Below are 24779 nucleotides of genomic sequence, written 5' to 3' on the forward strand. Positions count from 1 at the left end.
GGGGCGTTTTTTCGTTACAATGCCTGCATCACACCCCAGCCAGAGGTCGAGGATGTCCGATGATCGCTTGAAGGTCGCGGTACTGGGCGGCGGCAGCTTCGGGACCGCGCTGACCAGCATCGCCGCCGATAACGGGGCGCGGGTGCGCCAATGGCTGCGCGATCCCGAGCTGGCGGCGACGATCAACCGCGAGCATCGCAACCCGCGCTATCTGCCCGACTTCGCCATCAATCCCGCCGTCGAGGCGTCCGATGATCTCGAGACGGTACTCGAGGACGCCGAGCTGGTGTTCGTGGCGATCCCCTCCAAGGCCTTCCTCACGGTGGTGCGCCAGGCCCGTGCCTTCCTGCACCCCGAACAGATCCTGGTGAGCACCACCAAGGGCATCCAGGCCGATGGGTTCAAGCTGATGAGCCAGATCCTCGAGGAGGAGACCGGCTTTGCCCACATCGGCGTGCTGTCGGGGCCCAACCTGGCCGCGGAGATCGCCGAGAAGCAGCTCACCGCCACGGTCATCGCCAGCGACGACGCGCTGACCCGGGCCAAGGTGCAGAACGCTCTGGGCTGCGATTATTTCCGGGTCTACGCCAGCAACGATCGCTACGGGGTGGAGCTCGGCGGGGCACTCAAGAACATCTATGCCATCGCCGCCGGCATGGCCGCGGCGCTGGGCATGGGCGAGAACACCCGCAGCATGCTGATGACCCGGGCGTTGGCCGAGATGAGCCGTTTCGCCGTCTCTCAGGGGGCCAATCCGATGACCTTCCTGGGGCTGGCCGGGGTGGGCGATCTGATCGTCACCTGCTCGTCGCAGCATTCGCGCAACTATCGGGTGGGTTTCGCGCTCGGCGAAGGGCGTTCGCTCGACGAGGCGATCGAGGCGCTGGGGCAGGTCGCCGAGGGGGTCAACACCGTCAGCCTGGTCCGCGAGAAGTCGCGCGAGGAGGGTGTCTACATGCCGCTCTGCGAGGGACTCTATCAGGTCCTGTTCAATCAGGTGCCGGCCCGCCAGATGGCCACCCTGCTGATGCGCAACGAGCAGAGCAGCGACGTGGAATTCACCCTGGCCCGCGCGGACGTGGTCGAGGCCAAGCGGCGCGAGGAGGAATCATGACGGCGACGATCTGGATCATGCGCCACGGTGAGGCGGCGCCGGGACGGCCCGATCATCTTCGCGAACTCACCGAGCACGGCAGGGACGAGGCGCGACGCATGGCGGGCTGGCTCGCCGGGTCGTTGAGCGAGGCGCAACGCCGGGCGCTGCGGATCGTTGCCAGCCCCTATCGACGCGCCCAGCAGACCGCCGGGATCGTCGCCGAATCGCTCGGCAAGGACGTGGAAACGCTCGCCTCGATCACCCCCGACGATCCGGTGGCGCCGGTGATCGACTGGCTGCAGGTCGAGGCCGCGGCGACACCGACGTTGCTGGTCAGCCACATGCCGCTGGTCGGCGAGCTGACCGGGCGCCTGGTGGAGGGCGATCGCCGCAGTTCGCTGCCGATGCCCACCGCGGCCATCGCCGCCCTTGAAGCCGAGGTCTGGGCGGCGGGTTGCGCCGATCTCGTCGCCTTCCGCCATCCTGGCGATCTCGCCTGAGCCGGCATTCGGCCCGGTTGCTTTGTCGCTCGGCCCCGGAACTCGTGCATCGAGCCTCGGGGCCTGTCATTTCCAGCGCGAGAGCGCTTCTGGATCGCCTTTGACCTTGGGCGCATAGACCATGGTCTATGTTGTCATACTTCTACCGGGCTCCTAGATTCCTACTTGTATGATGTATGACACCTGGTGATGGCGCCCCCCAGCGATTGCCTGTCATACGAACCAGTTGTCTCAAATACCCGAGCCGGGCAAGAGGAACGATCCGTGAATTTTTCCAGAAACGAAGTCATCGAGGCGATCGGTGATGGCCTGCTTTCCTTCCCCGTGACCGATTTCGATGACCAGGGGCGTTTCGATCGCGACAGCTATCGCCAGCGTCTGGAGTGGTTCGTCGGCCATGACATCTCCGCCATCTTCGTGGCCGGCGGCACCGGTGAGTTCTTCAACCTGACGCTCGATGAATTCCGCGAGATCGTCACCGTGGCCGTGGAAACGGTGGGCGGCAAGCTGCCGATCATTGCCAGTGCCGGTCTCAGCGTGGGTGCCGGCAAGGCCTACGCCAAGGCGGCGGAGGAAGCCGGGGCGGATGGCATCCTGCTGATGCCGCCCTATCTGACCGAGTGCCCGCAGGGCGGCCTGGTGGCGTACGCCCGGGCGATCTGCGAGTCGACCTCGATCAACGTCGTCTACTACAACCGCGGCAACGGGGTGCTCGAGGCGGACTCGGTGCAACGTCTCGCCGATGCCTGTCCCAACCTGATCGGTCTCAAGGACGGCAAGGGCGATATCCAGGCCCTCAACAAGATCGTCAAGACGGTCGGTGACCGGCTGGTCTACGTGGGCGGGGTGCCGACGGCCGAGATCTTCGCCGAAGCCTACCTGTCGATCGGCGTGAACACCTACTCCTCGGCGGTCTTCAACTTCGTGCCGGCGATGGCGAGCAAGTTCTACAAGGCCCTGCGACAGGGCGATGCCGCGACGGTCAAGACGATCACCAACGAGTTCTTCATTCCCTTCATCAACCTGCGCGACAACAAGAAGGGCTATGCCGTCAGCCTGATCAAGGCGGGCGCGGCGCTGATCGGCAAGCCGGCAGGAGCGGTGCGCGCACCGCTCGTGATGCCCACCGCCGACGAGCGAAACACGCTCAAGGCGCTCGTAGAACGCGCTGAAACCCTGTAACGAATGCCCACGAGGGAGTACGTCATGTCGCGTATCAAATCGGTCGTCATCACGCCCATCGCCTTTCGGGATCCGCCCCTGCTCAACGTCAGCGGCATTCACGAGCCCTGGGCGCTGCGTTCGATCATCGAAGTGGTCACCGAGGATGGCCAGTACGGTCTCTCCGAGTCCTATGGCGACGAGCAGACGCTGTCAGAGCTCAACAAGGTGGCGCCGAAGCTGGAAGGGCTCGATGTCTTTCAACTCAACACGCTCAAGGCGATCGTCGACGAGGCCGTGGGGGGAGAGGGGCCCGACGAGACCGGACTCGAACTGGCCCCGGGGACCAACAAGGCGACCACCCTGCCGCGCATCTTTGCGGCGTTCGAGGTCGCGTTTCTCGACCTGATGGGCAAGCTGACCGGTCGTAGCGTCTGCGATCTGCTGGGTGGCAAGGTCCGCGATGCGGTGCCTTTCAGCGCCTACCTGTTCTACAAGTACGGCGAGCACAAGTCCCTCGATGACGGCTGGGTCGACAAGTGGGGCGAAGTGATCACGCCGGAAGCCGTGGTGCGCGAGGCACGCCAGATGATCGACGAATACGGATTCCAGTCGATCAAGCTCAAGGGCGGGGTCTTCGAACCCGAGCAGGAACTCGCCGCGGTCCGGGCCCTCAAGGAGGCGTTTCCCGATCATCCGCTGCGTATCGACCCCAACGGCGGGTGGACGGTCGAGACGACCGAGCGTCTGATGCCGGCGATGGACGGCCTGCTGCAGTACCTCGAGGACCCGACACCGGGCAAGGCGGGCATGGGCAAGGTCCACGAGACCGCCAGGATGCCGCTGGCGACCAACATGTGCGTGATCGGTTTCTTCGATTTTCCCGAAGCGATTCGCCGTCAGTCGGTGGACGTCATCCTTTCCGATCATCACTACTGGGGCGGGCTCCAGGCCACGCGCGATCTCGCCCGTATCTGCGAGACCTGGGGGCTGGGGCTGTCGATGCACTCCAACTCGCATCTGGGCATCAGCCTCATGGCCATGACGCATGCCGCGGCGGCGATCGATAATCTGACCTATGCCTGCGACACGCATTATCCGTGGCAGGAGGAAGAGGTCATCGTCGGCGGCAAGATCGCGTTCGAGAACGGTAGCGTCCGTGTTCCGGATGCCCCGGGCCTGGGCGTCGAGCTGGACCGTGAATCCCTCGCGGTGCTGGCCCGCAACTATCAGGAGTGCGGCATCCGTTCGCGCAACGATGTGAAGGAGATGCAGAAGTACGATCCGCACTGGACCGGCAAGTCTCCCCGCTTCTGAGACCGCTCCGAGGGGCGGCATGCAACGATGTTGAACACGACAACAGCGACAAGGGTAAACAACATGAAGATGCGCACGCTGGTTTATTCCATCTCCCTGGCTTCGACCGCGATGCTGGCGGCGACTGCCGTCCAGGCGAAGGAACTGCGGGTCCAGACCTCTTTCAACTCCGGCGACTACGCCTATCAGTACCTGCAGGACAACTGGGTTCCCAAGGTCGAGGAAGCCACGGGCGGCGATGTCACGCTCAATCTGATGCCTACCGGCAGTGTCGTGCCCTACAAGGAAACCATGGACGCCGTCGCCATGGGGCTGCTGGATGGCGACCTGACTGCGCCGTCCTACTTCAGCGGCAAGGACCCGGTCTTTGCACTGATGGGCGACCTGATTGCCGGTTACGACAAGCCTTCCCAGTTCCTCGATTTCTGCAAGAACGGGGGCGGCGAGGCCGTCCTGCAGAAGGCGATCGACGCCGAAGTCGGTGACAAGGTGCATGTCGTCGGCTGTGGCCCCTACAAGCGCGAGGCGCTGGTTGCCGCCGTGCCGATCCGTGGTGTCGACGACCTCAAGGGGGTGAAGATCCGCTCGCCGGAGGGCCTGGCGGCCGACGTCTTCAAGCGGGCCGGGGCGACGCCGGTCAACATTCCCTTCTCCGAGGTCTATACCTCGCTGCAGCAGGGCGTGGTGGATGCCGCCGATGCATCGGCCTACGTCAACAACGACGCTTCCGGTCTCAACGACATCGCCAAGTACCCGATCTATCCCGGCATTCACAGCATGTCGTCGCAGCAGTTCACGCTCAACCAGAGTACCTGGGAGTCGCTGAGCGAAGAGGACCAGAAGGCGTTGCACGAGTGGTTCTACGACGCCTTCAATGACCTGGCCGACGCCGTCCATCAGCAGGACGAAAAGCTGGTCGCCCGCGACAAGGCCAAGGGCGACATTACCGTCATCGACTGGCCGCAGTCCGAACGCGACAAGTTCCGTGAAATCGCCCGCGAATCCTGGGAGGCCTATGCCCAGAAAAGCGAACTGGCTCAGGAAGCGTTCGATGCGCATGTCGCCTACATGAAGGCGCACGGCCTGCTGAAGGACCAGGCGTCTCAGGGCAACGACGACAAGACCGAGAACACCCAAGGCTAACGCGTTCCCGCTTCGGGTCACGGCATGGACCGGCCGTGACCCTTCTCATGTCCGGAGTCTGCTATGCGACTACTCAGCCGACTGGCGGCGGGTATGGATCGAGTCAGCGCCTTCATCGGGTATGCGTGCGCCGTACTGTTCTTTGCCTGCATCGCATTGTCCGCCTTCGAGGTGGTCATGCGCTATATCTTTGACGCTCCTACCCAGTGGACCTTCGAGACGATAATGGCGCTGTGCGCCACGGGGTGGGTATTGACCAGCGGTTACGTGACCCAACGCAAGCGCCATATCGCCATCACCATGGTCGAGCTGCTGGTGCCGGCTCACGTGTGGAAGAAGATGGAGCTGGTGTCCCTGGGGGTGGCGATCTTCGCCCTGGCCGCCCTGATCTACGCCGCCTGGGAACCGGCGATGATGGCCATGCATGGCGCCGAGCGCAGCGGCAGCTCTTTCAACCCGCTGCTGCCGGCCTACCTCAAGCCGACCCTGGTGGTCGGGGCGGCCCTGTATCTGCTCCAGCTCCTGGCCAACGTGGTCCACTGGTTCGAAGACCGGGCCCGTGAACAATCCGACGCCCGGGGAGGCCACGAATAATGGGTATCGAACTCGTCACACTGTTGATCGTCCTGGCGCTGCTGGCGTTGATGGCCTTCGGCATTCCGCTGGGGGTGACCACGCTGTCGGTGTCGGTGTGCACGGCCCTGATCTATTTCGGCCCCAAGGGGCTGTTCCTGGTGGCGTCCAACGTCTACCACGTCCTGGAAAAGTACGAGCTGGTGGCCGTGCCCTTTTTCGTGTTCATGGCCAACGTGCTCGAACGCTCGGGTATCGCCCACGCCCTGTTCGACAGCATGTCGATCCTCGGTGGGCGCGCACGTGGCTCGGTGGCCGTGCAAACCTGTGTCGTGGCGGTGATCCTCGCCGCGATGAGCGGCATCATGGGCGGTGAGATCGTCATGCTCGGCTTGATTGCCTTGCCGCAGATGCTGCGCCTGGGCTACGACCGCAACCTGTCGATCGGCATCATCTGCGCCGCCGGTGCCCTGGCCACACTGATTCCGCCCTCGGTGGTGATGATCGTCTACGGTCTCGCCGCTCAGGTGTCGATCACCAAGTTGTTCGCCGCCGGGGCGATCCCGGGGATGATCCTTGCCGCCATCTACATCGCCTACATCGTGGTGCGCTGCAAGATGAATCCGGCGCTGGCGCCGATCAACGACATTCCCGAAACGGGCTTGCCGTTGTGGCAACGGTTGAAGTACCTCAAGGGGGCGATCCTGCCGTTCCTGTTGATCGGCATGGTCCTGGGCATGATCTATTCGGGCATCACCACCGTCACCGAGGCGGCGGCGATGGGCGCCGTGGGGGCGATGATCATTGCCGTGATTCTCAAGCAGTTCTCGTATCGAATGATCCGCGATGCAATGCGTCAGACCGCCTTGACCGTGGGTTCGATCATCTGGCTGGTGCTCGGGGCGGTCAGCCTGGTGGGCATCTACAATCTGATCGGCGGGGTGAGCTTTCTCAGCAATTTCCTGAAGAACCTGGACGTTCCGCCACTGGCGGTGATCATGATCATGATGGCGATCGTCATGGTGCTGGGGACGTTTCTCGAGTGGATCGCGATCATCTTCATCACCGTGCCGATCTTTGCGCCGGTGGTGGTGGGTCTGGGCTACGATCCGGTGTGGTTCGGGGTGCTGTTCGCCATGAATATCCAGATCTACTACCTGTCGCCGCCCTTTGGCCCGGCGTGCTTCTTCCTCAAGAGCGTGGCGCCGCCGGGCGTCGAGTTGCAGCATATCTTCCGGGCCGTGCTGCCCTTCATCGGGCTCCAGGTGATCGGCATGCTGCTGGTGTTGCTGATCCCGCAGTTGGCCCTGTGGCTGCCCAACCTGATGTTCCAGTGAGGAGGCCGATATGCAACCGTCCAACCAAGATTTGACGCGCCAGGAAGACGAATTGACCATCAGCGACTCCCCCGAGGAGGTCAACGAATTCAGGTTCGGTCTGTGGCCCGAGGTCGTCGGTCTGTTCATGGCCGGGTTCATCACCTGGATGATGTTCCTGTGAGGCCGGGGTCGGCCATGAGCGCCGCGTCACGACGCAACGGCGTCATGGCCATGCAATACTTGATAGCGAACTGGCGGTTCGATCCCGAGCGGCCGGCACTGGCCCGGTGAGGGACGAGCGAGGTATTTCGCGGCATCCAGGACGGACGATGAAGCAAGCAATGAATCAACTCGGCGTGTCACGTGTCTCGCAGCACGGCAGCCTTTCCGGCCAGGTATCCCGGCAACTCGAGACGCTGATCGTCGAGGGCCGTATCCCGGTCGGCGACAAGCTGCCGCCGGAAAACGGCCTCTGCGAGATGTTCGGCGTCAGCCGTACCGTGGTCCGGGAGGCGATCACGCATCTCAAGTCGCTGGGACTGGTCGAGACGCGCCGCGGCATCGGCACTCGCGTGCTGCGCTCGCGGCCGGTCGAGGCCCTGCCGGCCAAGCGGATCAGCCTGACGACCGTCGAGGACATTCTGCACATCCTGGAGCTGCGCCTGACCCTCGAGCCCGAGGCGGCCGCCCTGGCCGCGACGCGTCACGACGCCGAGGACCGTCGGCGCCTCGAGGCCGCCCATCGGGCATTCGTCGCGGCGTGTCGGCACGATTCGCAGGCTCGCGAGGAAGATTTCGCGTTCCATTTCGCGATTGCCCGGGCGACCCACAACCCGGTCTTCGCCACGTTCTACGAGCAATTCGATCTCGGCGCGATCCCGCGGGCCAAGCTGCTGGATGTCGAACTGGACGTCGAGGCCACGCGCCATTATCTCGAGCGCGTCGGCCAGGAACATGACGTGATCCTCGAGACGATCCTGGCGCGACACCCCGCAGCGGCCCGTGACGCCATGCTGGAGCACTTGAGTCGAGCACGCGATAACTACGCGTCTTACCGGCAATAGCCCCTATTGCCCCACGCACGAGGGAGGAATCATGACACTGGAAGGCAAACTGCTGATCGGCCAACAGGCCGTCGCCGGATCGAGCGACCCGATCCAGGCCATCAATCCGTCGTCCAACCAGCGCATGGAGCCGGTCTATGCCGGCGGCACCGCCAAGGAGGTCGACCGTGCCTGCGAGCTGGCCTGGGCGGCGTTCGACACCTACCGCGAGACCTCGCTCGAGGAACGCGCAACGTTCCTCGAGACCGTCGCCGACGAGATCGAGGCGCTGGGCAACGACCTGATCGAGCGCGCCAGCGACGAGTCGGGCCTGGCGATCCCGCGCATCGAGGGCGAGCGCGGCCGCACCTGCGGCCAGCTGCGGCTGTTCGCCTCGGTGGTGCGCGCCGGCGAGTGGCTCGACGTGCGCGTCGATCCGGAACTCCCCGAGCGCCAGCCGATGCCCCGCGCCGACCTGCGCCAGCGCCACATCGCGCTGGGCCCGGTGGCGGTGTTCGGCGCCTCGAACTTCCCGCTGGCGTTCTCGGTGGCCGGTGGCGATACCGCCTCGGCACTCGCCGCCGGCTGCCCGGTGGTGGTCAAGGCGCACTCCGCCCACCCCGGCACCAGTGAGCTGGTGGGCCGCGCCATCCAGAAAGCGGTGGCCAAGTGCCAGTTGCCCGAGGGGGTGTTCTCGCTGCTGTTCGGGTCCGGTCAGGAGGTCGGCCAGGCGCTGGTCGCCGATCCGCGCATCAAGGCGGTGGGCTTCACCGGCTCCCGCGGCGGCGGTCAGGCGCTGGTGGCCACCGCCCAGTCACGCCCCGAGCCGATTCCGGTCTATGCCGAGATGAGTTCGATCAACCCGGTGTTCCCGCTGCCCGCGGCGCTCAAGGAGCGCGGTCAGACCATGGCCGAGGGCTTCGTCGGCTCGCTCAACATGGGCGCCGGGCAGTTCTGTACCAACCCCGGGCTGGTGATCGCGGTCCAGGGCCCCGAGCTGGACGCCTTCATCGAGGCCGCCGGCCAGGCGGTGCGCGACAGCGCCAGCCAGACCATGCTCACCCCGCGCATCCATGACGCCTACGAGCAGGGCGTGAGCAGCCTGGCGAGCCACGAGAAAACCCGCGAGGTGGCCCGCGGCAGCCTGGGCGAGAGCCCCAACCAGTGCCAGCCGGGGCTGTTCGTCACCGCGGCGAGCGATTTCCTCGCCGACGAGCGGCTGCAGGCCGAGGTGTTCGGCGCCAGCTCGTTGATCGTCGAGTGCGCCGACGAGGCGGAAGTGCGGAAGGTCGCCGAGCACCTGGAGGGGCAGTTGACCGCCACGCTGCAGATGGACGACGCCGATCTCGACAGCGCCCGGGCGCTGCTGCCGATCCTCGAGCGCAAGGCCGGGCGCATCCTGGTCAACGGCTGGCCGACCGGGGTCGAGGTGTGCCACGCCATGGTCCACGGCGGGCCCTACCCGGCGACTTCGGACTCGCGCACCACCTCGGTGGGCACGGCGGCGATCCATCGCTTCCTGCGCCCGGTGTGCTACCAGAACCTGCCGGACGCGCTGCGTCCCGAGGCACTCAAGGAGAGCAATCCGCTCGCGCTCAAGCGGCTGGTCGACGGCCAGCGCGAGGGCTGAGCGCCGACGGCGGGGCGCGTTGCACGACGCTAGCCGCCGGTGTCTGCCGGTGTCCCCGACCGGCTGCTGAGAATGGCCCCATTCGTTGCGGATGGGGCTTTCTGTCGTCGGCGCGAGAGGGTCAGATCAGGCCGGTCGCCTTGAGGAGAAACAGCCCCGTGGCGATGGTGAGCATGCAGGAGAAGGTCGAGATGACGATGATGTTGGCCGCCAGCCGGGCGTTGGCATGGGCGGCCTTGGCCATGACGAAGCTGACGGCGGCGGTGGGGCTGGCCAGGAACAGGAACAGCGTGCCCAGTGCCTCGCCACGATAGCCCAGTGCCAGCGCCCCCAGGGTGCCGAGCAGCGGCAGCCAGATGGTCTTCCACAGGCTGGCATCGATCGCCAGTCGACTGCCTTCCTTGAGCGCGCTGGTGGAGAGCGTGCCGCCGATGCAGATCAGTGCCAGCGGCAGTGACATCGAACCGAAATACTCGCCCGAGGTCATCAGCCAGGTGGGCAGGCTCACCTGGAAGTAGGCGAAGGGGATGGCCAGGATCACGCACAGGATCAGGGGATTCCTGGCCAGATTGACGAGCAGCGAGCGGATGTCCGACTGGGCACCGGGGCTGTAGAGAGCCAGCACGATCGACGAGAAGATGTTGTAGATGACGATGATCGAGCCGGCCATGATGCCGCCCAGGGAAAGCCCGAAGGTGCCGTAGGTGCTGGCGGCCAGCGCCAGGCCGACGATGCCGCAGTTGCCGCGGAAGGCGCCCTGCACGAAAACGCCGCGGTCCTCGACCGGGCAGCGCCACAGTGCCCAAGCCCAGGCGAAAAAGAAGCTGGCCACCGAAAAGCCCAGGAAGTAGAACAGCAGGCCGGGTTGCAGGGCGACATCGAGGTCGGCCTTGATGATGCTCAAGAACAGCAGGGTCGGCATGGTCGCCCGGAAGACCAGCATCGAGGCGGTGGAGATGAACGCGGTATCGATCCAGCGGATGCGCTTGAGCAGGATCCCCAGGAACACCATGGCGAAGACCGGCAGGGTGACGTCGAGGGTGTGCAGGAAGGCGTCGAACAGGTTCACGGCCGTCACCCTTGGCGGACCAGCCAGAAACCGACGACCAGCGCGGCAATCACGGTGGCGAAGAACAGGGCATTACGCAGGCGGGTTCCGCGGGAACGGGGCGACGGGGGCACGAGCATCTCCTGAGGTGATGAAGGCGGGGGCGAAGGCCTCGGGGTGGCTCGCCATTGGCGTTACATGGTAAACCCGTTAGCCTGCTAGTCCCAGCCGGATCGCCGGGGTGGGCCATCGGGGCCGCCCATGGCGCCGCCGCGAACCTTCGCCGCCCGTGCTGTCCATCACTCGCTTGGAGATTCCTGCCCATGACCGAACCCGTCGACATCACCCTGGCCGGAGGGCGCCTCGCCGGCCTGAGCTGGGGGCCGCAGGCGGCGCCGATCTGGCTGGCCCTGCATGGCTGGCTAGACAACGCCGCGAGTTTCTCGCGCCTGGCGCCATTGCTGGTCGAGCGGCTGGGCATTCGCCTGGTCGCCCTGGATTTCGCCGGGCACGGCCTGTCGCGGCACAAGAGCGTCGACAGCGACTATGCGATCTGGGACTTTCTGCACGACGTGCTCGACGCGATGAGCGATCTGGATCTGACGTCCACCACCGTGGTGGGCCACTCGATGGGCGCGGGAGTCGCCGGGCTGCTGGCGGCGTCGGTCCCCGAACGGGTGGAAAGGCTGATACTGCTCGACGGCCTGGGGACGCTCAATACCCCCGTGGAGCAGACCGCGTCGCAACTGCGCAAGGGGCTATTGGGGCATCGTCGTCCGTTGTCGGCGCCGCCGCGCTATGCTGACATCGAGGCCGCCATCGCCATGCGGGTCAACGGCGGCGTGACGCCCATCGACGCGGTCACCGCCGAACCGCTGGTCCGGCGCAACGTGATGCTCGAGGCCGATGGGGCGTGTCGTTTCCGGACCGACGGTCGCCTGCTGCGCCCCTCGCTGGTGCGCTTCAGCCCCGAGCAGATCGTGGCCCTGCTGTCGAGCATCGAGGCGCCGGCGCTGCTGGTCGAGGGCGAGCAGGGGATCCTCGGCGGACGCGAATTCGCCGGGCGGGCCCGTCAGGCCGTGAGGCGTCTGGAACGTCGGGTTCTCGCCGGCGGTCACCACCTGCATCTCGAGCCCGGGGCCGTCGACGCGGTGGCCGAGGCCATCGTGGACCACGTGCAAGCGTCGCAAGGTCGATAGAGGGGGGCGAAAGGGCATGAACAAGCGGGTCGCGCTGGTGCTGGGCAGTGGTGGAGCGCGGGGCTACGCCCATATCGGAGTCATCGACGAACTCGAGAGTCGCGGTTACGAGGTGGTGGCGATCGCCGGCTGCTCGATGGGGGCGGTGATCGGCGGGGTCTATGCGGCCGGCGAGCTCGAGGGCTACCGCGACTGGGTCACCCGCCTCGACTACTTCGACGTCCTGCGGCTGGTCGACGTCACCTGGAGCCCGATGGGCGCGATGCGTGCCAGCAAGGTGATGTCCAAGCTCGAGAGCCTGCTGGGCAGGCTCTCGATCGAGGATCTGGCGATTCCCTTCACCAGCGTCGCCACCGACCTGCTGCGTCAGCGTGAGGTGTGGTTCCAGTCCGGGCCGCTGTTGCGGGCGATCCGCGCCTCGATCGCCGTGCCGGGCCTCATCACCCCGGTCCACCATGGCGATCAGGTGCTGGTCGACGGCGGGTTGATGAACCCCTTGCCGATCATCCCCACCGTGGCGGCGCACGCCGACCTGATCCTGGCGGTCAACGCCACCGCCCAGACCCACCGGCCGGTCAGCCTGGAAGAGCTGCTGCCGCCCGCCGAGGCGGCCGAGGAGCAGGCGCGCGAGGCGCAGCGGGGTGGCGAGGGCAGCGGTCTCGGTGAGTGGTTCAACGGCGTCAGGACCCGTGCCCAGAAGATGTTCAGCAATGGCACAGGGGAGGGCGATGCGGGCGACGAGCGCCATTCGGCGCGTGCCGTCGAGCGAGCCTGGGGCAAGCTCGACATCATGCTGACCTCGTTCGAGATCACCCAGGCAGCGCTGGCCAAGTACAAGATCGCCGGCTACCCGCCGGACGTACTGGTCGAGATTCCCAAGACGGTCTGCGGCGCCTACGAGTTCCATCGCGCCGAGGCGCTGATCTGCCTGGGACGGCATCTCGCCCGCCAGGCGCTGGATCGCTACGAGGGCCCGGGCGGCGCCTTGTCCGAGGGGCAGGCCATGGTCAGCGCGCCGGATACCGGCAAGCCGGCCAATTGAACGCCGGCAGGTTTTCGTAAAGCACCTAGTGCTCGCCGCGCCGGCGCAGCAGCACGTAGACCGCGCCGGTGCCGCCGTCGGCGTCGGTGGCCGAACAGAAGGCCAGCACGCTCGGCCATTCGCGCAGCCAGGCGTTGACGTGGCTCTTGATCACCGGATAGTCGGCCATGCCCGTCCACGCCTTGCCGTGGACCACCAGGACGCAGCGCAGGCGTTGGCCGCGGGCATCGTGAAGGAAGGTCTCGAGCTGGTCACGTGCCTCGTCGAGGGTATAGCCGTGCAGGTCGAGGCCGGCCTCCCAGTCGATCCGCCCGCGTTGCAGGGCGCTACGGGTGCGGTAGGGCAGGTCGGGGACCGCGAAGTCGAGTCGCGCACTGGGGCGTACCGGTTCGACGCGGCCGTCGCTGGTGCGGCTGGACGGCGCATCGCTGGCCGACGACATGGCGGCATCGCGGCGCGCGGCCACCCGCTCCCGGTCGTCGCGACGCGGCTTGCCGGGGTCGGCTCGGTCGCTGGTCAGGCGTCTGACGCCGGCCTCTTCCAGGGCCTGGCGAAACAGCGAGACCTCCTCATCGGACGCGCCGCGGCGTCGGCTCATGCGACCCTCTCCTGGCTGGTTCCGGGCGGTGAATGGCGAGCGCCCCAGTATAGCGGCTGCACACCGACTGTGAAGCGTGATCCCGGACGGGTACAATCCCCGCTCACCCTTGGCATCAGCACAGGACTCCGTGTGAGCGCTTCCCGTTCTTCTCCCGACAGCACCCTGACACTCGACGACGCCCGGATCGCCGCGCAACTGGTCACGCTGCGCGACTGCCTGCGCTGGGCAACCAGCGAGTTCCACGTCGGTCGGCTGCATTTCGGCCACGGTACCGCCAGTGCCTGGGACGAAGCGGTGGCGCTGGTGCTCGGCGCGCTGCATCTCCCCTGGGATGTCGATCCCGCGGTGCTCGACGGTCGCCTGCTGGACGTCGAGCGCGCCCGCATCGTCGCCCTGGTGCGCGCACGCATCGAGACGCGCAAGCCGTTGCCCTACCTGCTGGGCGAGGCCTTCTTCGCCGGTTATCCGTTCGTGGTCGACGAGCGGGTGCTGATTCCGCGCTCGCCGATCGCCGAGTTGATCGAGCATGACTTCGCGGCCTGGTTCCCCGACCAGCCGCCGGCCCGGGTGCTCGACCTGTGCACCGGCTCGGGCTGCATCGGCATCGCCACGGCGCTGCATCTGCCCACCGCCGAGGTCGACCTGGCCGACATCAGCCCCGATGCCCTGGCGGTGGCCAAGATCAACATCACCCGCCACGAGGTCGGCTCCCGCGTGCGTGCCGTGGCCTCGGACCTGTTCGAGAGGCTGGCCGGCCAGCGCTACGACCTGATCGTCGTCAATCCGCCCTACGTCGATGCGCGCGACTTGACCGGCATGCCCGCCGAGTTCCGCCACGAACCGTCGCTGGCGCTGGGCGCCGGCCAGGATGGCCTGGACATCGTGCGCCGGCTGCTGCGCGAGGCGCGCAGCCACCTCGAGGACGACGGGGTGCTGATCGTCGAGGTGGGCAACTCGGACCGCCATCTCGAGGCGGCCTATCCCGAGGTGCCGTTCCTGTGGCTCGAGTTCGAGCGCGGCGGCCACGGCGTGTTCGCGCTCACCGCCGCCGAGCTCGACGAATACGCCGCCCATTTCGCCTGAGTCTATCGAGGATCGCTGCATGTCCGGCAACACCTTCGGCAAGCTGTTCACCGTCACCACCTTCGGCGAGAGCCACGGCCCGGCACTGGGGGCCATCGTCGACGGCTGCCCGCCGGGGCTCCCGCTGACCGAGGCCGACCTGCAGCGCGATCTCGACCGCCGGCGGCCGGGCACCTCGCGTCACACCACCCAGCGCCGCGAGCCCGACGCGGTGCGCATCCTCTCAGGCGTCTTCGAGGGCGTGACCACCGGTACGTCGATCGGACTGTTGATCGAGAATACCGACCAGCGCTCCAAGGATTATTCCGAGATCAAGGACCGTTTCCGGCCGGCGCACGCCGACTACACCTACCATCACAAGTATGGTCTGCGCGACTACCGGGGCGGGGGCCGCTCCAGCGCCCGCGAGACGGCGATGCGCGTCGCCGCCGGGGCGATCGCCAAGCAGTACCTGGCCACCCAGGGCATCCGGGTGCGCGGTTACATGAGCCAGCTCGGCCCGCTGACCCTCGACTTCAAGAGCTGGGAGGCCGTCGACGACAATGCCTTCTTCTGCGCCGACCCCGAGCGTGTGCCGGAGCTCGAGGCCTTCATGGACCAGCTGCGGCGCGATCAGGACTCGGTGGGCGCGCGCATCAGCGTGGTCGCCGAAGGCGTGCCGGTGGGGCTGGGCGAGCCGGTGTTCGACCGCCTGGATGCCGAGCTCGCGCATGGCCTGATGAGCATCAATGCCGTCAAGGGCGTCGAGTTCGGCGACGGCTTCGCGTCGGTCGCCCAGCGCGGCAGCGAACATCGCGACGAGATGACCCCGGCGGGTTTTCTCTCCAATCATGCCGGCGGGGTGCTGGGCGGCATCAGCTCGGGGCAGACGCTGATCGCTCACCTCGCCTTGAAGCCGACCTCGAGCATTACCGTGCCCGGGCGCTCCATCGACGTCGCCGGCAACCCCGTCGAGGTCGTCACCAAGGGGCGTCACGACCCCTGCGTGGGCATCCGCGCCACGCCGATCGCCGAGGCGATGATGGCGCTGACGCTGATGGACCATCTGCTGCGCCATCGTGCCCAGAATGCCGATGTCCGGGTCGATACGCCGCGGCTGACCTGAGTCGTTTTCCGCGCCCGGCGTTCGCCGGGCGCACCCTGCCTTTTCCGTCGCTTTTCCCCAGCCGCCGGCTTTGTCGGCACCCGGGCCATCCCGGTCGGCTTCGCCGGTCAGGACGCCTGGCGAGGCGTTGTCCAGGGCGTTGGCCGGCAGCCGTGCCAGGCCTGCTACACTCAGGGCAACACACCCGAGACGAGTCATGCCATGAAGATAAACGTCGAGTTCGATCTCACGCCGGCCGAGTTTCGACAGTCGTTGGGGTTGCCCGATGTCGATGCTTTCCAGCGCGACATGCTCGCGCGCATTCAGGAGCAGATGGAAGCCGGGGTCGAGGGCTATGACCCGTGGAGCCTGATGCAGCCGTTCTTCCAGCAGAGCATGACCCAGGGCATGGCCAACTTCGGCAATTACCAGCAGATGATGATGGACATGCTGCGCAAGGCGGGCAGTGGCCGTTCGACCGGCAACGACGAGGCGTCGGCCGAGTCGACGACGCGCCCGTCGAGTGCCCAGGCGACGTCGCGTCAGGGGCGCAAGACGTAAATTCGCGGCCGGCTGTTGCAAGCCAAGGGGTCTCGGACTACGCTTTGTGCGGTGCAGCAATCGACGTTCGCTGTCTCGACCACGCCGTTCCTCCAGGGGGGATTCGTGATGCAACAAGACCAGATGTTCAACGCCTTCGCCGACCAGGCCAAGAGCTTCTTCGAGCCGATGCGCAAGCTCAACGGCCTGATGCTGGACAACATGGAGAAGATGACCCAGTACCAGCTCGAGGCCATGAAGCGCTATACCCAACTGGGTACCGAGCGCATGCGTGCCGCGTCGGAGATCAAGGACGCCGACGACATGCGCGACTTCACCACGCGCCAGGCCGAGTTGATGAACGAGCTGTCCAAGCAGATGATCGAGGACGCTCGCGCCATGACCGAACTGAGCATGGCCTTCAAGTCGCAGGTCGAGACCACCTTCAACGAAGTCTCCGAGAAGGCGGTCGACCAGGCCAACCAGACGGTGGAGAAGGCCGCCCAGACGGCGAAGGAATCCACGGCTTCCGCCAAGTCCACCAGCCAGTCGTCGTCTCGCAAGTCGAGCTGATCCGACGACCGTGGTCACGCTGGCATCGGGGCCTTCGTCGGCCCTGGTGAGCGACGCCATTGGCGACGACATGTCGATGCCCCAGGGGGCGTCGACATGTCTTGGCGTGTCTGGCGCATCACAATGACAGGGGGAGGAGGGTCTATGACCTCGGAGTTGCCCAATGAACTGGGTGTCCCGGTGAACCCGGAACTGGCCGCCCAGATCGAGGCCATCAGTCAGGAATACCACAGCCTGATGCAGGAGATGTTCACTCGATTGTGGCCGAGCGAGGCGGCTTCGGCGGTCTACAGCGACGTCCGGGACAGCGTGATGGCTGCCCTGGAAGCGCTCGCCCAGCGGCCCGAGACGATCTATGGCGCCCAGGTTCGTCTCGCTCAGGATCAGTTGCAGCTCTGGCAGCAGACGATGCGCGAGATGATGGGCGAGCCCGGCGAGATGGTCGTCGCGCCCGATCCCAAGGACCGGCGTTTCCGCGACGAGGCCTGGCAGCAGGACCCCTTCTATCGCAACATCCTCCAGCAGTACCTGATGTTCGCCCGGCTGGTGGAACAGCTGGTCGAGGGCGCCGACAACCTGCCCGACAAGCAGAAGCAGAATCTGGCCTTCTACGCCCGCCAGTACGTCAGCGCCCTGGCGCCGACCAACTTCGTCACCACCAACCCCGAGGTGATGCGGCTCACCCAGGAAACGCAGGGGCAGAATCTGGTGGACGGCCTGGCCCGCCTGCGCGAGGACCTGGCCAACTCGGCCGAGGGCATCAACGTGGCGATGACCGACCGCGAGGCCTTTCAGGTCGGCACCAACATCGCCGTGACGCCGGGCCAGGTGATCTACGAGAACGAACTGATCCAGCTGATCCAGTACACCCCGACCACCGAGGAGGTGTTCAAGACACCGCTGCTGGTGGTGCCGCCCTGGATCAACAAGTACTACATTCTCGACCTGCGCCAGGACAATTCGCTGATGAAGTGGCTGGTCGATCAGGGCCATACGGTGTTCCTGATCTCGTGGCGCAACCCCGGCCCCGAGCAGCGCGACATGACCTGGGCCGACTACATGCAGCTGGGGCCGATCGCCGCCATGGGGGCGATCGAACAGGCCTGCGGCGAGAAGTCGGTGAATCTGCTCAGTTACTGCGTGGGTGGCACCCTGGCGGCGAGCACGGTGGCCTATCTGACCAGTACCCGGCGCGGGCGCAAGGTGCGCTCGGTCACCTACATGGCGACCCTGCAGGACTTCAGCGATCCCGGCGAGATCGGCGTGTTCATCAACGAGCCGGTCCTTCAGGGCATCGAGCGGCAACTCGAGGCCGACGGCTATCTCGACGGCCGGGTGATGGCGTTCAGTTTCAACCTGCTGCGCGAGAACGACCTGTTCTGGTCGTTCTTCGTCAACAACTACCTCAAGGGCGAGACCCCGGCGGCCTTCGACCTGCTCTACTGGAACACCGACGGCACCAACCTGCCGGCGGCCACCCATGGCTGGTACCTGCGTCACATGTATCTGGAAAATCGGCTGGTCGAGCCCGGCGGCATCGAGCTCGACGGGGTCAAGATCGACCTGCGCAAGATCTCCACGCCCAGCTACTTCGTCTCGGCCCGCGACGACCATATCGCCAAGTGGAACTCCACCTACTACGGCACCCAGTACCCCAAGGGGCCGGTGACCTTCGTGCTCGGCGGCTCCGGCCACATCGCCGGGATCGTCAATCCGCCGAGCAAGAACAAGTACGGCTACTGGACCAACGACGCACTGCCGCCGACGCCGCGGGAATGGTTCGAGGGCGCCACCCAGCATGAGGGATCCTGGTGGCCGCACTGGCAGGCCTGGATGACCGACAACAAGTACGCCGACCCCGACAAGCGGGTGCCGGCCCGTCAGCCGGGCGACGGCGAACTGGAACCGATCGAGGCGGCGCCGGGGCGCTACGTGCGCCAGACCATTCCCGAGGTGCTCGCTTCCCAGGCCGCTGCCGACTAGATCCCTTCGTAAGCCTCACCCGTCGTATCGTGAAGCCCGCCGTCATTCCCGACGGCGGGCTTCCTGCGTTCGGGCCTCGTCGAGCATCGCGATCATCGAGCGGGCCGCGTTGGACAGGGTGCGGCTCTTGTGGAACAGGTAGCCCAGCGGGCGCTCGATGGGGCGGTGCTCGATCGGCAGGACGCTGAGCTCGTCGTCGATCAGCGATTCCGGCAGCACACTCCAGCCCAGGCCGATCGCGACCATCATCTTGAGGGTCTCGAGGTAGTTGGTCGACAGGGCCACCTCCACCTGCAGCCCCTCCCGCGCGAAGGACTCGACGACGATCCCGCGGGTGAAGGTCAGCGGTCCCGGCAGCACCGCATCGAAGTCCGACAGCGCGGCGAGCGGCAGTGTCTCGTGCCTGGCCAGCGGGTGCTCGTTGCCGCACACGAAGCGTAGCTTGTCGACCCATACCGGCACCACGGTGAGCTGTGGATTGGGGGAGGGCGCCAAGGTCACCACGGCGAGCTCCAGTTCACCGTCCAGCACTCCCTGATAGGCCTGTTCGGAATCCAGGAAGCGCATGTCCATGCGCACCTCGGGGTGTGCCTGGGTGTAGGCCTTGAGCAGCGGCGGCAGGCGGTGCAGGCCGATGTGATGGCTGGTGGCCATGGTCAGGCTGCCGCCGACGTCGCCGGACAGGTTGGCCAGGGCCCGGCGGCTGTCGTCGACCATCACCAGGATCTCGCGGGCCCGGCCGAGCAGCAAGCGACCGGCTTCGGTGAGGGTGACGCGGCGTCCGATGCGATCGAACAGCCGGGCGCCGACCTGATCCTCCAGGCTGGCGATACGCTTGCTGACCGCCGGCTGGGTCAGAAACAGCTGCTCGGCGGCCAGCGAGAAAGAGCCGTTGTCGGCCACGGCGACGAAGGCCTGAAGGCTTTGGGTGTCCATGGGGCTCGCCTGACTTGATGAATTCCTGTTTGGAATCCAAAGAATGAAAAACATGAATTGCTTTCATGATGGCAACTTCTTAGGCTAGTCGGCAAGCAAGACATCCCAGAATGTCGATATGCCGGACGCCCCGGCCCACGTGACAACCCGGCTCGGACGAGCCCGCTGGAGGAGACCCATGGCAGGCCAGACGCTTTACGACAAGTTGTGGTCGCAACACTTGGTCAAGCAGCGCGACGATGGCAGCGCCCTGATCTACATCGACCGCCACCTGCTGCACGAGGTGACCTCGCCGCAGGCCTTCGAAGGGCTGCGTCTGGCCGGCCGCCGGCCGTGGCGACTCGACGCCAACCTGGCCACGCCGGATCACAACGTGCCGACCACGCTGGTCGAGCGCGCCGAGGGCAATGCCGGCATCAAGGATCCGGTATCGCTGATCCAGGTCCAGACCCTGGACGACAATTGCGAGAGTTTCGGCATCGAGGAGTTTCGCATCAACGATGCCCGCCAGGGGATCGTGCACGTGGTGGGCCCCGAGCAGGGCGCCACGCTGCCGGGCATGACCGTGGTCTGCGGTGATTCGCATACCGCCACCCACGGCGCCTTCGCCGCCCTGGCGCACGGCATCGGCACCTCCGAGGTCGAACACGTGCTGGCCACCCAGTGCCTGGTGGCGCAGAAGATGAAGAACCTGCGGGTGCGCGTCGAGGGCCAACTGGGCGCCGGCGTCACCGCCAAGGACATTGTGCTGGCGGTGATCGGCCGCATCGGTACCGCCGGCGGCACCGGTTACGCGGTCGAGTTCGCCGGCAGCGCGATCCGCGACCTGTCGATGGAAGGGCGCATGACCATCTGCAACATGGCCATCGAGGCCGGCGCGCGGGTCGGCCTGGTGGGCGTCGACGACACCACCATCGACTACCTGCGCGAGCGTCCCTTCGCGCCCGCCGCCGACATCTGGGAGGCCGCGGTCGCCGACTGGCGCGAGCTGGTCTCCGACGACGACGCGGTATTCGACAAGGAGGTGGTGCTCGACGCCGCCGAGATCGCCCCGCAGGTGACCTGGGGCACCAGTCCCGAGATGGTCGCGCCGATCACCGGCGAAGTCCCCGATCCGGCGGCCGAGGCCGACGAGACGGTCCGCGGCGGCGTGACCCGAGCGCTCGACTACATGGGCCTGGCGCCGCGTCAGAAGATCGCCGACATCCGCCTCGACAAGGTGTTCATCGGCTCGTGCACCAACTCGCGCATCGAGGACCTGCGCGAGGCCGCCCGGGTGGCGCGTGGCGGCAAGGTCGCCGACTCGGTCAAGCTGGCGATGGTCGTGCCGGGGTCCGGTCTGGTCAAGCGCCAGGCCGAAGCCGAGGGACTCGACAAGATCTTCATCGAGGCCGGTTTCGAGTGGCGCGAGCCGGGCTGTTCGATGTGCCTGGCGATGAACGCCGACAAGCTCGAGCCGGGCGAGCACTGCGCCTCGACCTCGAACCGCAACTTCGAGGGGCGCCAGGGCTACGGCGGGCGTACCCATCTGGTCAGCCCGGCGATGGCCGCCGCCGCTGCCCTGGCCGGGCATTTCGTCGACGTCCGTGAATTCAACCGCCAGCCCGAGGAGGCCTGAGCCATGCAAGCACTGAAACAGCACCAGGGCCTGGTGGCCCCGCTCGACCGGGCCAACGTCGACACCGACCTGATCATTCCCAAGCAGTTCCTCAAGTCGATCAAGCGCACCGGCTTCGGGCCCAACCTGTTCGACGAGCTGCGCTATCTCGACGAGGGCTATCCGGGGCAGGACGCCAGTCAGCGTCCGCTCAACCCCGACTTCGTGCTCAACCAGCCCCGTTACCAGGGGGCCAGCGTGCTGTTGGCACGGCGCAACTTCGGTTGCGGCAGCTCCCGCGAGCATGCCCCCTGGGCGCTCGAGGACTTCGGTTTCCGGGTGATCATCGCGCCGAGCTTCGCCGATATCTTCTACAACAACTCGTTCAAGAACGGCATCCTGCTGATCACCCTCGACGAAGCCACGGTCGAGCGGCTGTTCCGGGAAGTCGAGGCCAACGAGGGCTACCGGCTCGACGTCGACCTCGAGGCGCAGACCGTGACCACGCCGAGCGGCGAGGTGCTGACCTTCGAGCTCGACGCCTTCCGCAAGCACTGCCTGCTCAACGGGCTCGACGACATCGGTCTGACCCTGCAGCATGAGGAAGCGATCCGCGAGTTCGAGCAGGCGCATCGGCAAAAGCGCCCCTGGCTGTTCCGCCAGGCGGGCTGATCGGCGCTTGTCAGCGCCCAGACAACCACAACGCTGGACACAAACCGGGACACCGTCGCACGACGGCCGCGCAAGGACAGCGCCCCATTCACGACGCGTCGGCCCAGCGGGGCCGACGCCATTCAGGAATCGCTCATGAGTCGCAAGATTCTCGTTCTGCCGGGTGACGGCATCGGTCCGGAAATCACCGCCGAGGCGGTCAAGGTACTCGAGGCCTGCCGCGAGCAGGGGCTCGACGTCACCCTCGAACAGGGCCTGGTCGGCGGTGCCGGCTATGATGCCCACGGCGAGCCGCTGCCGGCCGAGACGCTGGCCAAGGCGAAGGCCGCCGACGCCATCCTGCTGGGCGCCGTGGGCGGGCCCAAGTGGGACAAGCTGGAGGACATCGCCAAGCGCCCCGAGAAGGGCCTGCTGGGTCTGCGCAAGCAGCTCAATCTGTTCGGCAACCTGCGCCCGGCGCTGCTCTACCCGCAGCTGGCCGAGGCCTCCAGCCTCAAGCCGGAAGTGGTTTCCGGGCTCGACATCATGATCGTGCGCGAACTCACCGGCGGCATCTACTTCGGCCAGCCGCGCGGCATCGAGGAACGTGACGGTCAGCGCGTCGGCTACAACACCTACGTCTACTCGGAAGCCGAGATCGAGCGCATCGGTCGGGTCGCCTTCAAGATGGCCCAGAAGCGCGGCAAGAAACTGTGCTCGGTCGACAAGGCCAACGTCCTCGAGGTCACCATGCTCTGGCGCGAGGTGATCGAGCGCCTGGCGGCGGAGTATCCGGACGTCGAGCTGTCGCACATGTACGTCGATAACGCCGCCATGCAACTGGTCCGCGCGCCCAAGCAGTTCGACGTGATCGTCACCGGCAACATGTTCGGCGACATCCTCTCCGACGCCGCGGCGATGCTCACCGGCTCGATCGGCATGCTGCCTTCGGCCTCGCTCAACGAGCAGGGGCAGGGCATGTACGAGCCGTGCCACGGCAGCGCGCCGGATATCGCCGGCCAGGGCCAGGCCAACCCCTTGGCAACCATTCTCTCGGTGGCCATGCTGCTGCGCTACAGCCTCGGCGAGGGCGAACTGGCCGCGCGCATCGAGCGCGCCGTGGGCCGGGTGCTCGACGATGGCCTGCGTACCGCCGACATCGCCTACGCGGGCACGCGGCGTGTCAGTACGGCGGAAATGGGCGATGCTGTGGTGGCGGCCTTTCGGCAGGCCTGATATCCGCGATGAGTCATCTGAAGCATAGCGTCAGATTATTTGTTACCCTGGTTTTCAATAATTCACGATTATCCCGGTTCACGGGGCAACCCCAGAACGTCAGGAGGACAGTTTCATGTTGAAAGTCGGTTTCGTCGGATGGCGGGGCATGGTGGGCTCCGTTCTCATGCATCGCATGCGTGAGGAGAACGACTTCGCCGGTCTCGAGCCGGTCTTCTTCACCACCTCGCAGGTCGGCCAGCCCGGCCCGGACGTGGGCGTCGACGTGCCAGCGCTCAAGGATGCCTTCGATCTCGAGGCGCTCAAGGCGCTCGACGTCGTCGTCACCTGTCAGGGCGGCGACTACACCGAGAAGGTCTATCAGCCGCTGCGCGAGTCAGGCTGGAAGGGCTACTGGCTGGATGCCGCCAGCACCCTGCGCATGAGCGACGACGCGACCATCGTTCTCGATCCGGTCAACCGCCACGTGATCGATGCCCAGCTGGCCCGGGGCACCCGCACCTTCACCGGCGGCAACTGCACGGTCAGCCTGATGCTGATGGGTCTGGGTGGTCTGTTCGAGGCCGATCTGATCGAGTGGATGACCTCGATGACCTATCAGGCCGCCTCGGGCTCCGGCGCCAAGCACATGCGCGAACTGCTCAACCAGATGGGCTCGCTGCGCGACAGCGTCAAGAGCGAGCTCGACGATCCGGCCAGTGCGATCCTCGACATCGATCGCAAGGTCGCCGAGACGATGCGCGGCGACGGTTTCCCGATCGACAACTTCGGCGCGCCGCTCGCCGGCGGGTTGCTGCCGTGGATCGACAAGCCGATGGACAACGGCCAGAGCAAGGAAGAGTGGAAGGGCGGTGTCGAGTCGAACAAGATCCTCGGCCACACCGACAACCCGATCCCCATCGATGGGCTCTGCGTGCGTATCGGCGCCATGCGCTCGCACAGCCAGGCCTTCACCATCAAGCTCAAGAAGGACGTGCCGCTCGACGAGATCGAGGATCGCATCGCCAGGCACAACGACTGGGTCAAGGTCGTGCCCAACGAGAAGGAAGCCACCCTGCGCGAGTTGACCCCGGCCGCGGTGACCGGAACCATGACGGTACCGGTGGGGCGTCTGCGCAAGCTGGCGATGGGCGGCGAGTACCTGACCGCTTTCTCGGTCGGCGACCAGTTGCTGTGGGGCGCCGCCGAGCCGCTCAAGCGCATGCTCTCGATCCTGCGCGAGCAGTGAGCGCCCGGCGCGACCCGGTCGCGCCGCTCGGCCATGACGAACGCCTCCTCCGGGAGGCGTTCTTGTGTTGACGAGGCATGAATAGCGAACGCTTTCGGTCGCTGTTATCGCGATTTCGAATGAGGTCGTGTAGTAATGATAGTGTCTGACCATTCCGATACGAAAAAACGACGCCGTCACGATCTCGCCAAGACGC

At 66.2% G+C, this 24779-nt stretch carries 24 protein-coding genes; 21 read left to right on the top strand and 3 right to left on the bottom strand.

Going from position 1 to position 24779, the window contains the following annotated elements; all coding sequences use genetic code 11:
- Positions 1-52 precede the first annotated feature (52 nt).
- From KGR00_RS15425 to KGR00_RS15470, 10 genes are all read left to right on the top strand, one after another.
- Positions 53-1114: an NAD(P)H-dependent glycerol-3-phosphate dehydrogenase gene (locus KGR00_RS15425; RefSeq protein WP_224419561.1), complete on the top strand. Its 1062-nt coding sequence runs from the start codon at positions 53-55 to the stop codon at positions 1112-1114.
- Entirely contained in the window at positions 1111-1596 is a 486-nt protein-coding gene (gene sixA, locus KGR00_RS15430; RefSeq protein ID WP_224419562.1) for a phosphohistidine phosphatase SixA, read from the top strand. Before KGR00_RS15425 ends, sixA begins: the two co-directional genes overlap by 4 nt.
- Positions 1597-1860: 264 nt before the next feature.
- The gene (gene kdgD / locus KGR00_RS15435; RefSeq protein ID WP_224419563.1) at positions 1861-2778 is read left to right on the top strand and encodes a 5-dehydro-4-deoxyglucarate dehydratase; all 918 of its coding nucleotides are present in this window, start codon (positions 1861-1863) and stop codon (positions 2776-2778) included.
- 24 nt (positions 2779-2802) lie between these two features.
- A complete protein-coding gene (locus KGR00_RS15440; RefSeq protein WP_224419564.1) occupies positions 2803-4074 on the top strand; it encodes a glucarate dehydratase family protein in 1272 nt (423 codons plus the stop codon).
- A gap of 63 nt (positions 4075-4137) precedes the next feature.
- Positions 4138-5217, top strand: coding sequence for a TRAP transporter substrate-binding protein (locus KGR00_RS15445; RefSeq protein ID WP_224419565.1), 1080 nt, complete (start codon positions 4138-4140; stop codon positions 5215-5217).
- 63 nt (positions 5218-5280) lie between these two features.
- On the top strand, positions 5281-5811 hold the full coding sequence (locus KGR00_RS15450; RefSeq protein WP_224419566.1) for a TRAP transporter small permease subunit: 531 nt from the start codon (positions 5281-5283) through the stop codon (positions 5809-5811).
- The gene (locus KGR00_RS15455; protein ID WP_129142094.1) at positions 5811-7127 is read left to right on the top strand and encodes a TRAP transporter large permease subunit; all 1317 of its coding nucleotides are present in this window, start codon (positions 5811-5813) and stop codon (positions 7125-7127) included. The genes KGR00_RS15450 and KGR00_RS15455 overlap by 1 nt, the downstream gene beginning before the upstream one ends.
- A 10-nt stretch (positions 7128-7137) precedes the next feature.
- A complete protein-coding gene (locus KGR00_RS15460) occupies positions 7138-7290 on the top strand; it encodes a hypothetical protein (protein WP_162500930.1) in 153 nt (50 codons plus the stop codon).
- 148 nt (positions 7291-7438) lie between these two features.
- Entirely contained in the window at positions 7439-8173 is a 735-nt protein-coding gene (locus KGR00_RS15465; RefSeq protein WP_224419567.1) for a FadR/GntR family transcriptional regulator, read from the top strand.
- Between the two features lie 31 nt (positions 8174-8204).
- Positions 8205-9782 carry an aldehyde dehydrogenase (NADP(+)) gene (locus KGR00_RS15470; RefSeq protein ID WP_224424448.1) on the top strand — a complete coding sequence of 526 codons (1578 nt, stop codon included), beginning with the start codon at positions 8205-8207 and terminating at the stop codon, positions 9780-9782.
- Between the two features lie 121 nt (positions 9783-9903).
- On the opposite strand, the gene KGR00_RS15475 is transcribed toward KGR00_RS15470, so the two are convergent.
- A complete protein-coding gene (locus KGR00_RS15475; protein WP_224419569.1) occupies positions 9904-10851 on the bottom strand; it encodes an AEC family transporter in 948 nt (315 codons plus the stop codon).
- Positions 10852-11153: 302 nt separating this feature from the next.
- On the opposite strand from KGR00_RS15475, the gene KGR00_RS15480 reads away from it, so the two are divergent.
- Together KGR00_RS15480 and KGR00_RS15485 are read left to right on the top strand one after the other, a co-directional pair.
- A complete protein-coding gene (locus KGR00_RS15480; protein WP_224419570.1) occupies positions 11154-12029 on the top strand; it encodes an alpha/beta hydrolase in 876 nt (291 codons plus the stop codon).
- Positions 12030-12045: 16 nt separating this feature from the next.
- On the top strand, positions 12046-13071 hold the full coding sequence (locus KGR00_RS15485) for a patatin-like phospholipase family protein (RefSeq protein ID WP_224419571.1): 1026 nt from the start codon (positions 12046-12048) through the stop codon (positions 13069-13071).
- A 25-nt stretch (positions 13072-13096) separates the two neighbouring features.
- Here KGR00_RS15485 and KGR00_RS15490 read toward each other — a convergent pair whose 3' ends face one another.
- Positions 13097-13669, bottom strand: coding sequence for a Smr/MutS family protein (locus KGR00_RS15490; protein WP_129142180.1), 573 nt, complete (start codon positions 13667-13669; stop codon positions 13097-13099).
- Between the two features lie 132 nt (positions 13670-13801).
- Here KGR00_RS15490 and prmB point away from each other — a divergent pair, with 132 nt between their 5' ends.
- The 5 genes from prmB to phaC all read left to right on the top strand — a co-directional run bounded on the left by prmB (position 13802) and on the right by phaC (position 18935).
- Positions 13802-14755 (top strand): 50S ribosomal protein L3 N(5)-glutamine methyltransferase, encoded by a 954-nt coding sequence (gene prmB, locus KGR00_RS15495; protein WP_224419572.1) that lies wholly within the window; start codon positions 13802-13804, stop codon positions 14753-14755.
- Positions 14756-14774: 19 nt separating this feature from the next.
- Positions 14775-15860: a chorismate synthase gene (gene aroC, locus KGR00_RS15500; RefSeq protein WP_224419573.1), complete on the top strand. Its 1086-nt coding sequence runs from the start codon at positions 14775-14777 to the stop codon at positions 15858-15860.
- A 201-nt stretch (positions 15861-16061) separates the two neighbouring features.
- Complete coding sequence (locus KGR00_RS15505; RefSeq protein WP_129142177.1) at positions 16062-16400, top strand: hypothetical protein; 339 nt, start codon at positions 16062-16064, stop codon at positions 16398-16400.
- A 108-nt stretch (positions 16401-16508) separates the two neighbouring features.
- Positions 16509-16952, top strand: a complete 444-nt coding sequence (locus KGR00_RS15510; protein WP_129142176.1) for a phasin family protein — start codon at positions 16509-16511, stop codon at positions 16950-16952.
- A 144-nt stretch (positions 16953-17096) separates the two neighbouring features.
- Positions 17097-18935: a class I poly(R)-hydroxyalkanoic acid synthase gene (gene phaC, locus KGR00_RS15515; protein WP_224419574.1), complete on the top strand. Its 1839-nt coding sequence runs from the start codon at positions 17097-17099 to the stop codon at positions 18933-18935.
- 42 nt (positions 18936-18977) lie between these two features.
- Here the strand turns inward: phaC and KGR00_RS15520 are convergent, their stop codons facing one another.
- A complete protein-coding gene (locus tag KGR00_RS15520) occupies positions 18978-19871 on the bottom strand; it encodes a LysR family transcriptional regulator (protein WP_129142090.1) in 894 nt (297 codons plus the stop codon).
- A gap of 178 nt (positions 19872-20049) precedes the next feature.
- On the opposite strand from KGR00_RS15520, the gene leuC reads away from it, so the two are divergent.
- The 4 genes from leuC (at position 20050) to asd (ending at position 24583) form a co-directional block, all read left to right on the top strand.
- The gene (gene leuC / locus KGR00_RS15525; protein ID WP_129142089.1) at positions 20050-21489 is read left to right on the top strand and encodes a 3-isopropylmalate dehydratase large subunit; all 1440 of its coding nucleotides are present in this window, start codon (positions 20050-20052) and stop codon (positions 21487-21489) included.
- Positions 21490-21492: 3 nt separating this feature from the next.
- The gene (gene leuD, locus KGR00_RS15530; protein WP_129142088.1) at positions 21493-22140 is read left to right on the top strand and encodes a 3-isopropylmalate dehydratase small subunit; all 648 of its coding nucleotides are present in this window, start codon (positions 21493-21495) and stop codon (positions 22138-22140) included.
- A gap of 135 nt (positions 22141-22275) precedes the next feature.
- Positions 22276-23355 carry a 3-isopropylmalate dehydrogenase gene (gene leuB / locus KGR00_RS15535; RefSeq protein WP_224419575.1) on the top strand — a complete coding sequence of 360 codons (1080 nt, stop codon included), beginning with the start codon at positions 22276-22278 and terminating at the stop codon, positions 23353-23355.
- A gap of 115 nt (positions 23356-23470) precedes the next feature.
- A complete protein-coding gene (gene asd, locus KGR00_RS15540) occupies positions 23471-24583 on the top strand; it encodes an aspartate-semialdehyde dehydrogenase (protein ID WP_224419576.1) in 1113 nt (370 codons plus the stop codon).
- The last annotated feature ends 196 nt before the right edge of the window (positions 24584-24779 follow it).

It is taken from the genome of Modicisalibacter sp. MOD 31.J, assembly GCF_020147985.1.
GTDB classification, from domain to species: domain Bacteria; phylum Pseudomonadota; class Gammaproteobacteria; order Pseudomonadales; family Halomonadaceae; genus Modicisalibacter; species Modicisalibacter coralii.

What these genes read in the sequence shown, in the direction of transcription:
- KGR00_RS15510 (WP_129142176.1), top strand. Translation starts at nt 16,509, where the DNA reads ATGCAACAAGACCAGATGTTCAACGCCTTCGCCGACCAGGCCAAGAGC.
- KGR00_RS15425 (WP_224419561.1), top strand. Translation starts at nt 53, where the DNA reads ATGTCCGATGATCGCTTGAAGGTCGCGGTACTGGGCGGCGGCAGCTTC.
- KGR00_RS15465 (WP_224419567.1), top strand. Translation starts at nt 7,439, where the DNA reads ATGAAGCAAGCAATGAATCAACTCGGCGTGTCACGTGTCTCGCAGCAC.
- asd (WP_224419576.1), top strand. Translation starts at nt 23,471, where the DNA reads ATGTTGAAAGTCGGTTTCGTCGGATGGCGGGGCATGGTGGGCTCCGTT.
- KGR00_RS15485 (WP_224419571.1), top strand. Translation starts at nt 12,046, where the DNA reads ATGAACAAGCGGGTCGCGCTGGTGCTGGGCAGTGGTGGAGCGCGGGGC.
- KGR00_RS15460 (WP_162500930.1), top strand. Translation starts at nt 7,138, where the DNA reads ATGCAACCGTCCAACCAAGATTTGACGCGCCAGGAAGACGAATTGACC.
- phaC (WP_224419574.1), top strand. Translation starts at nt 17,097, where the DNA reads ATGACCTCGGAGTTGCCCAATGAACTGGGTGTCCCGGTGAACCCGGAA.
- KGR00_RS15480 (WP_224419570.1), top strand. Translation starts at nt 11,154, where the DNA reads ATGACCGAACCCGTCGACATCACCCTGGCCGGAGGGCGCCTCGCCGGC.
- sixA (WP_224419562.1), top strand. Translation starts at nt 1,111, where the DNA reads ATGACGGCGACGATCTGGATCATGCGCCACGGTGAGGCGGCGCCGGGA.
- KGR00_RS15450 (WP_224419566.1), top strand. Translation starts at nt 5,281, where the DNA reads ATGCGACTACTCAGCCGACTGGCGGCGGGTATGGATCGAGTCAGCGCC.
- leuB (WP_224419575.1), top strand. Translation starts at nt 22,276, where the DNA reads ATGAGTCGCAAGATTCTCGTTCTGCCGGGTGACGGCATCGGTCCGGAA.
- KGR00_RS15470 (WP_224424448.1), top strand. Translation starts at nt 8,205, where the DNA reads ATGACACTGGAAGGCAAACTGCTGATCGGCCAACAGGCCGTCGCCGGA.
- KGR00_RS15440 (WP_224419564.1), top strand. Translation starts at nt 2,803, where the DNA reads ATGTCGCGTATCAAATCGGTCGTCATCACGCCCATCGCCTTTCGGGAT.
- leuD (WP_129142088.1), top strand. Translation starts at nt 21,493, where the DNA reads ATGCAAGCACTGAAACAGCACCAGGGCCTGGTGGCCCCGCTCGACCGG.
- KGR00_RS15505 (WP_129142177.1), top strand. Translation starts at nt 16,062, where the DNA reads ATGAAGATAAACGTCGAGTTCGATCTCACGCCGGCCGAGTTTCGACAG.
- KGR00_RS15455 (WP_129142094.1), top strand. Translation starts at nt 5,811, where the DNA reads ATGGGTATCGAACTCGTCACACTGTTGATCGTCCTGGCGCTGCTGGCG.
- KGR00_RS15445 (WP_224419565.1), top strand. Translation starts at nt 4,138, where the DNA reads ATGAAGATGCGCACGCTGGTTTATTCCATCTCCCTGGCTTCGACCGCG.
- aroC (WP_224419573.1), top strand. Translation starts at nt 14,775, where the DNA reads ATGTCCGGCAACACCTTCGGCAAGCTGTTCACCGTCACCACCTTCGGC.
- leuC (WP_129142089.1), top strand. Translation starts at nt 20,050, where the DNA reads ATGGCAGGCCAGACGCTTTACGACAAGTTGTGGTCGCAACACTTGGTC.
- KGR00_RS15490 (WP_129142180.1), bottom strand. Translation starts at nt 13,669, where the DNA reads ATGAGCCGACGCCGCGGCGCGTCCGATGAGGAGGTCTCGCTGTTTCGC.
- KGR00_RS15520 (WP_129142090.1), bottom strand. Translation starts at nt 19,871, where the DNA reads ATGGACACCCAAAGCCTTCAGGCCTTCGTCGCCGTGGCCGACAACGGC.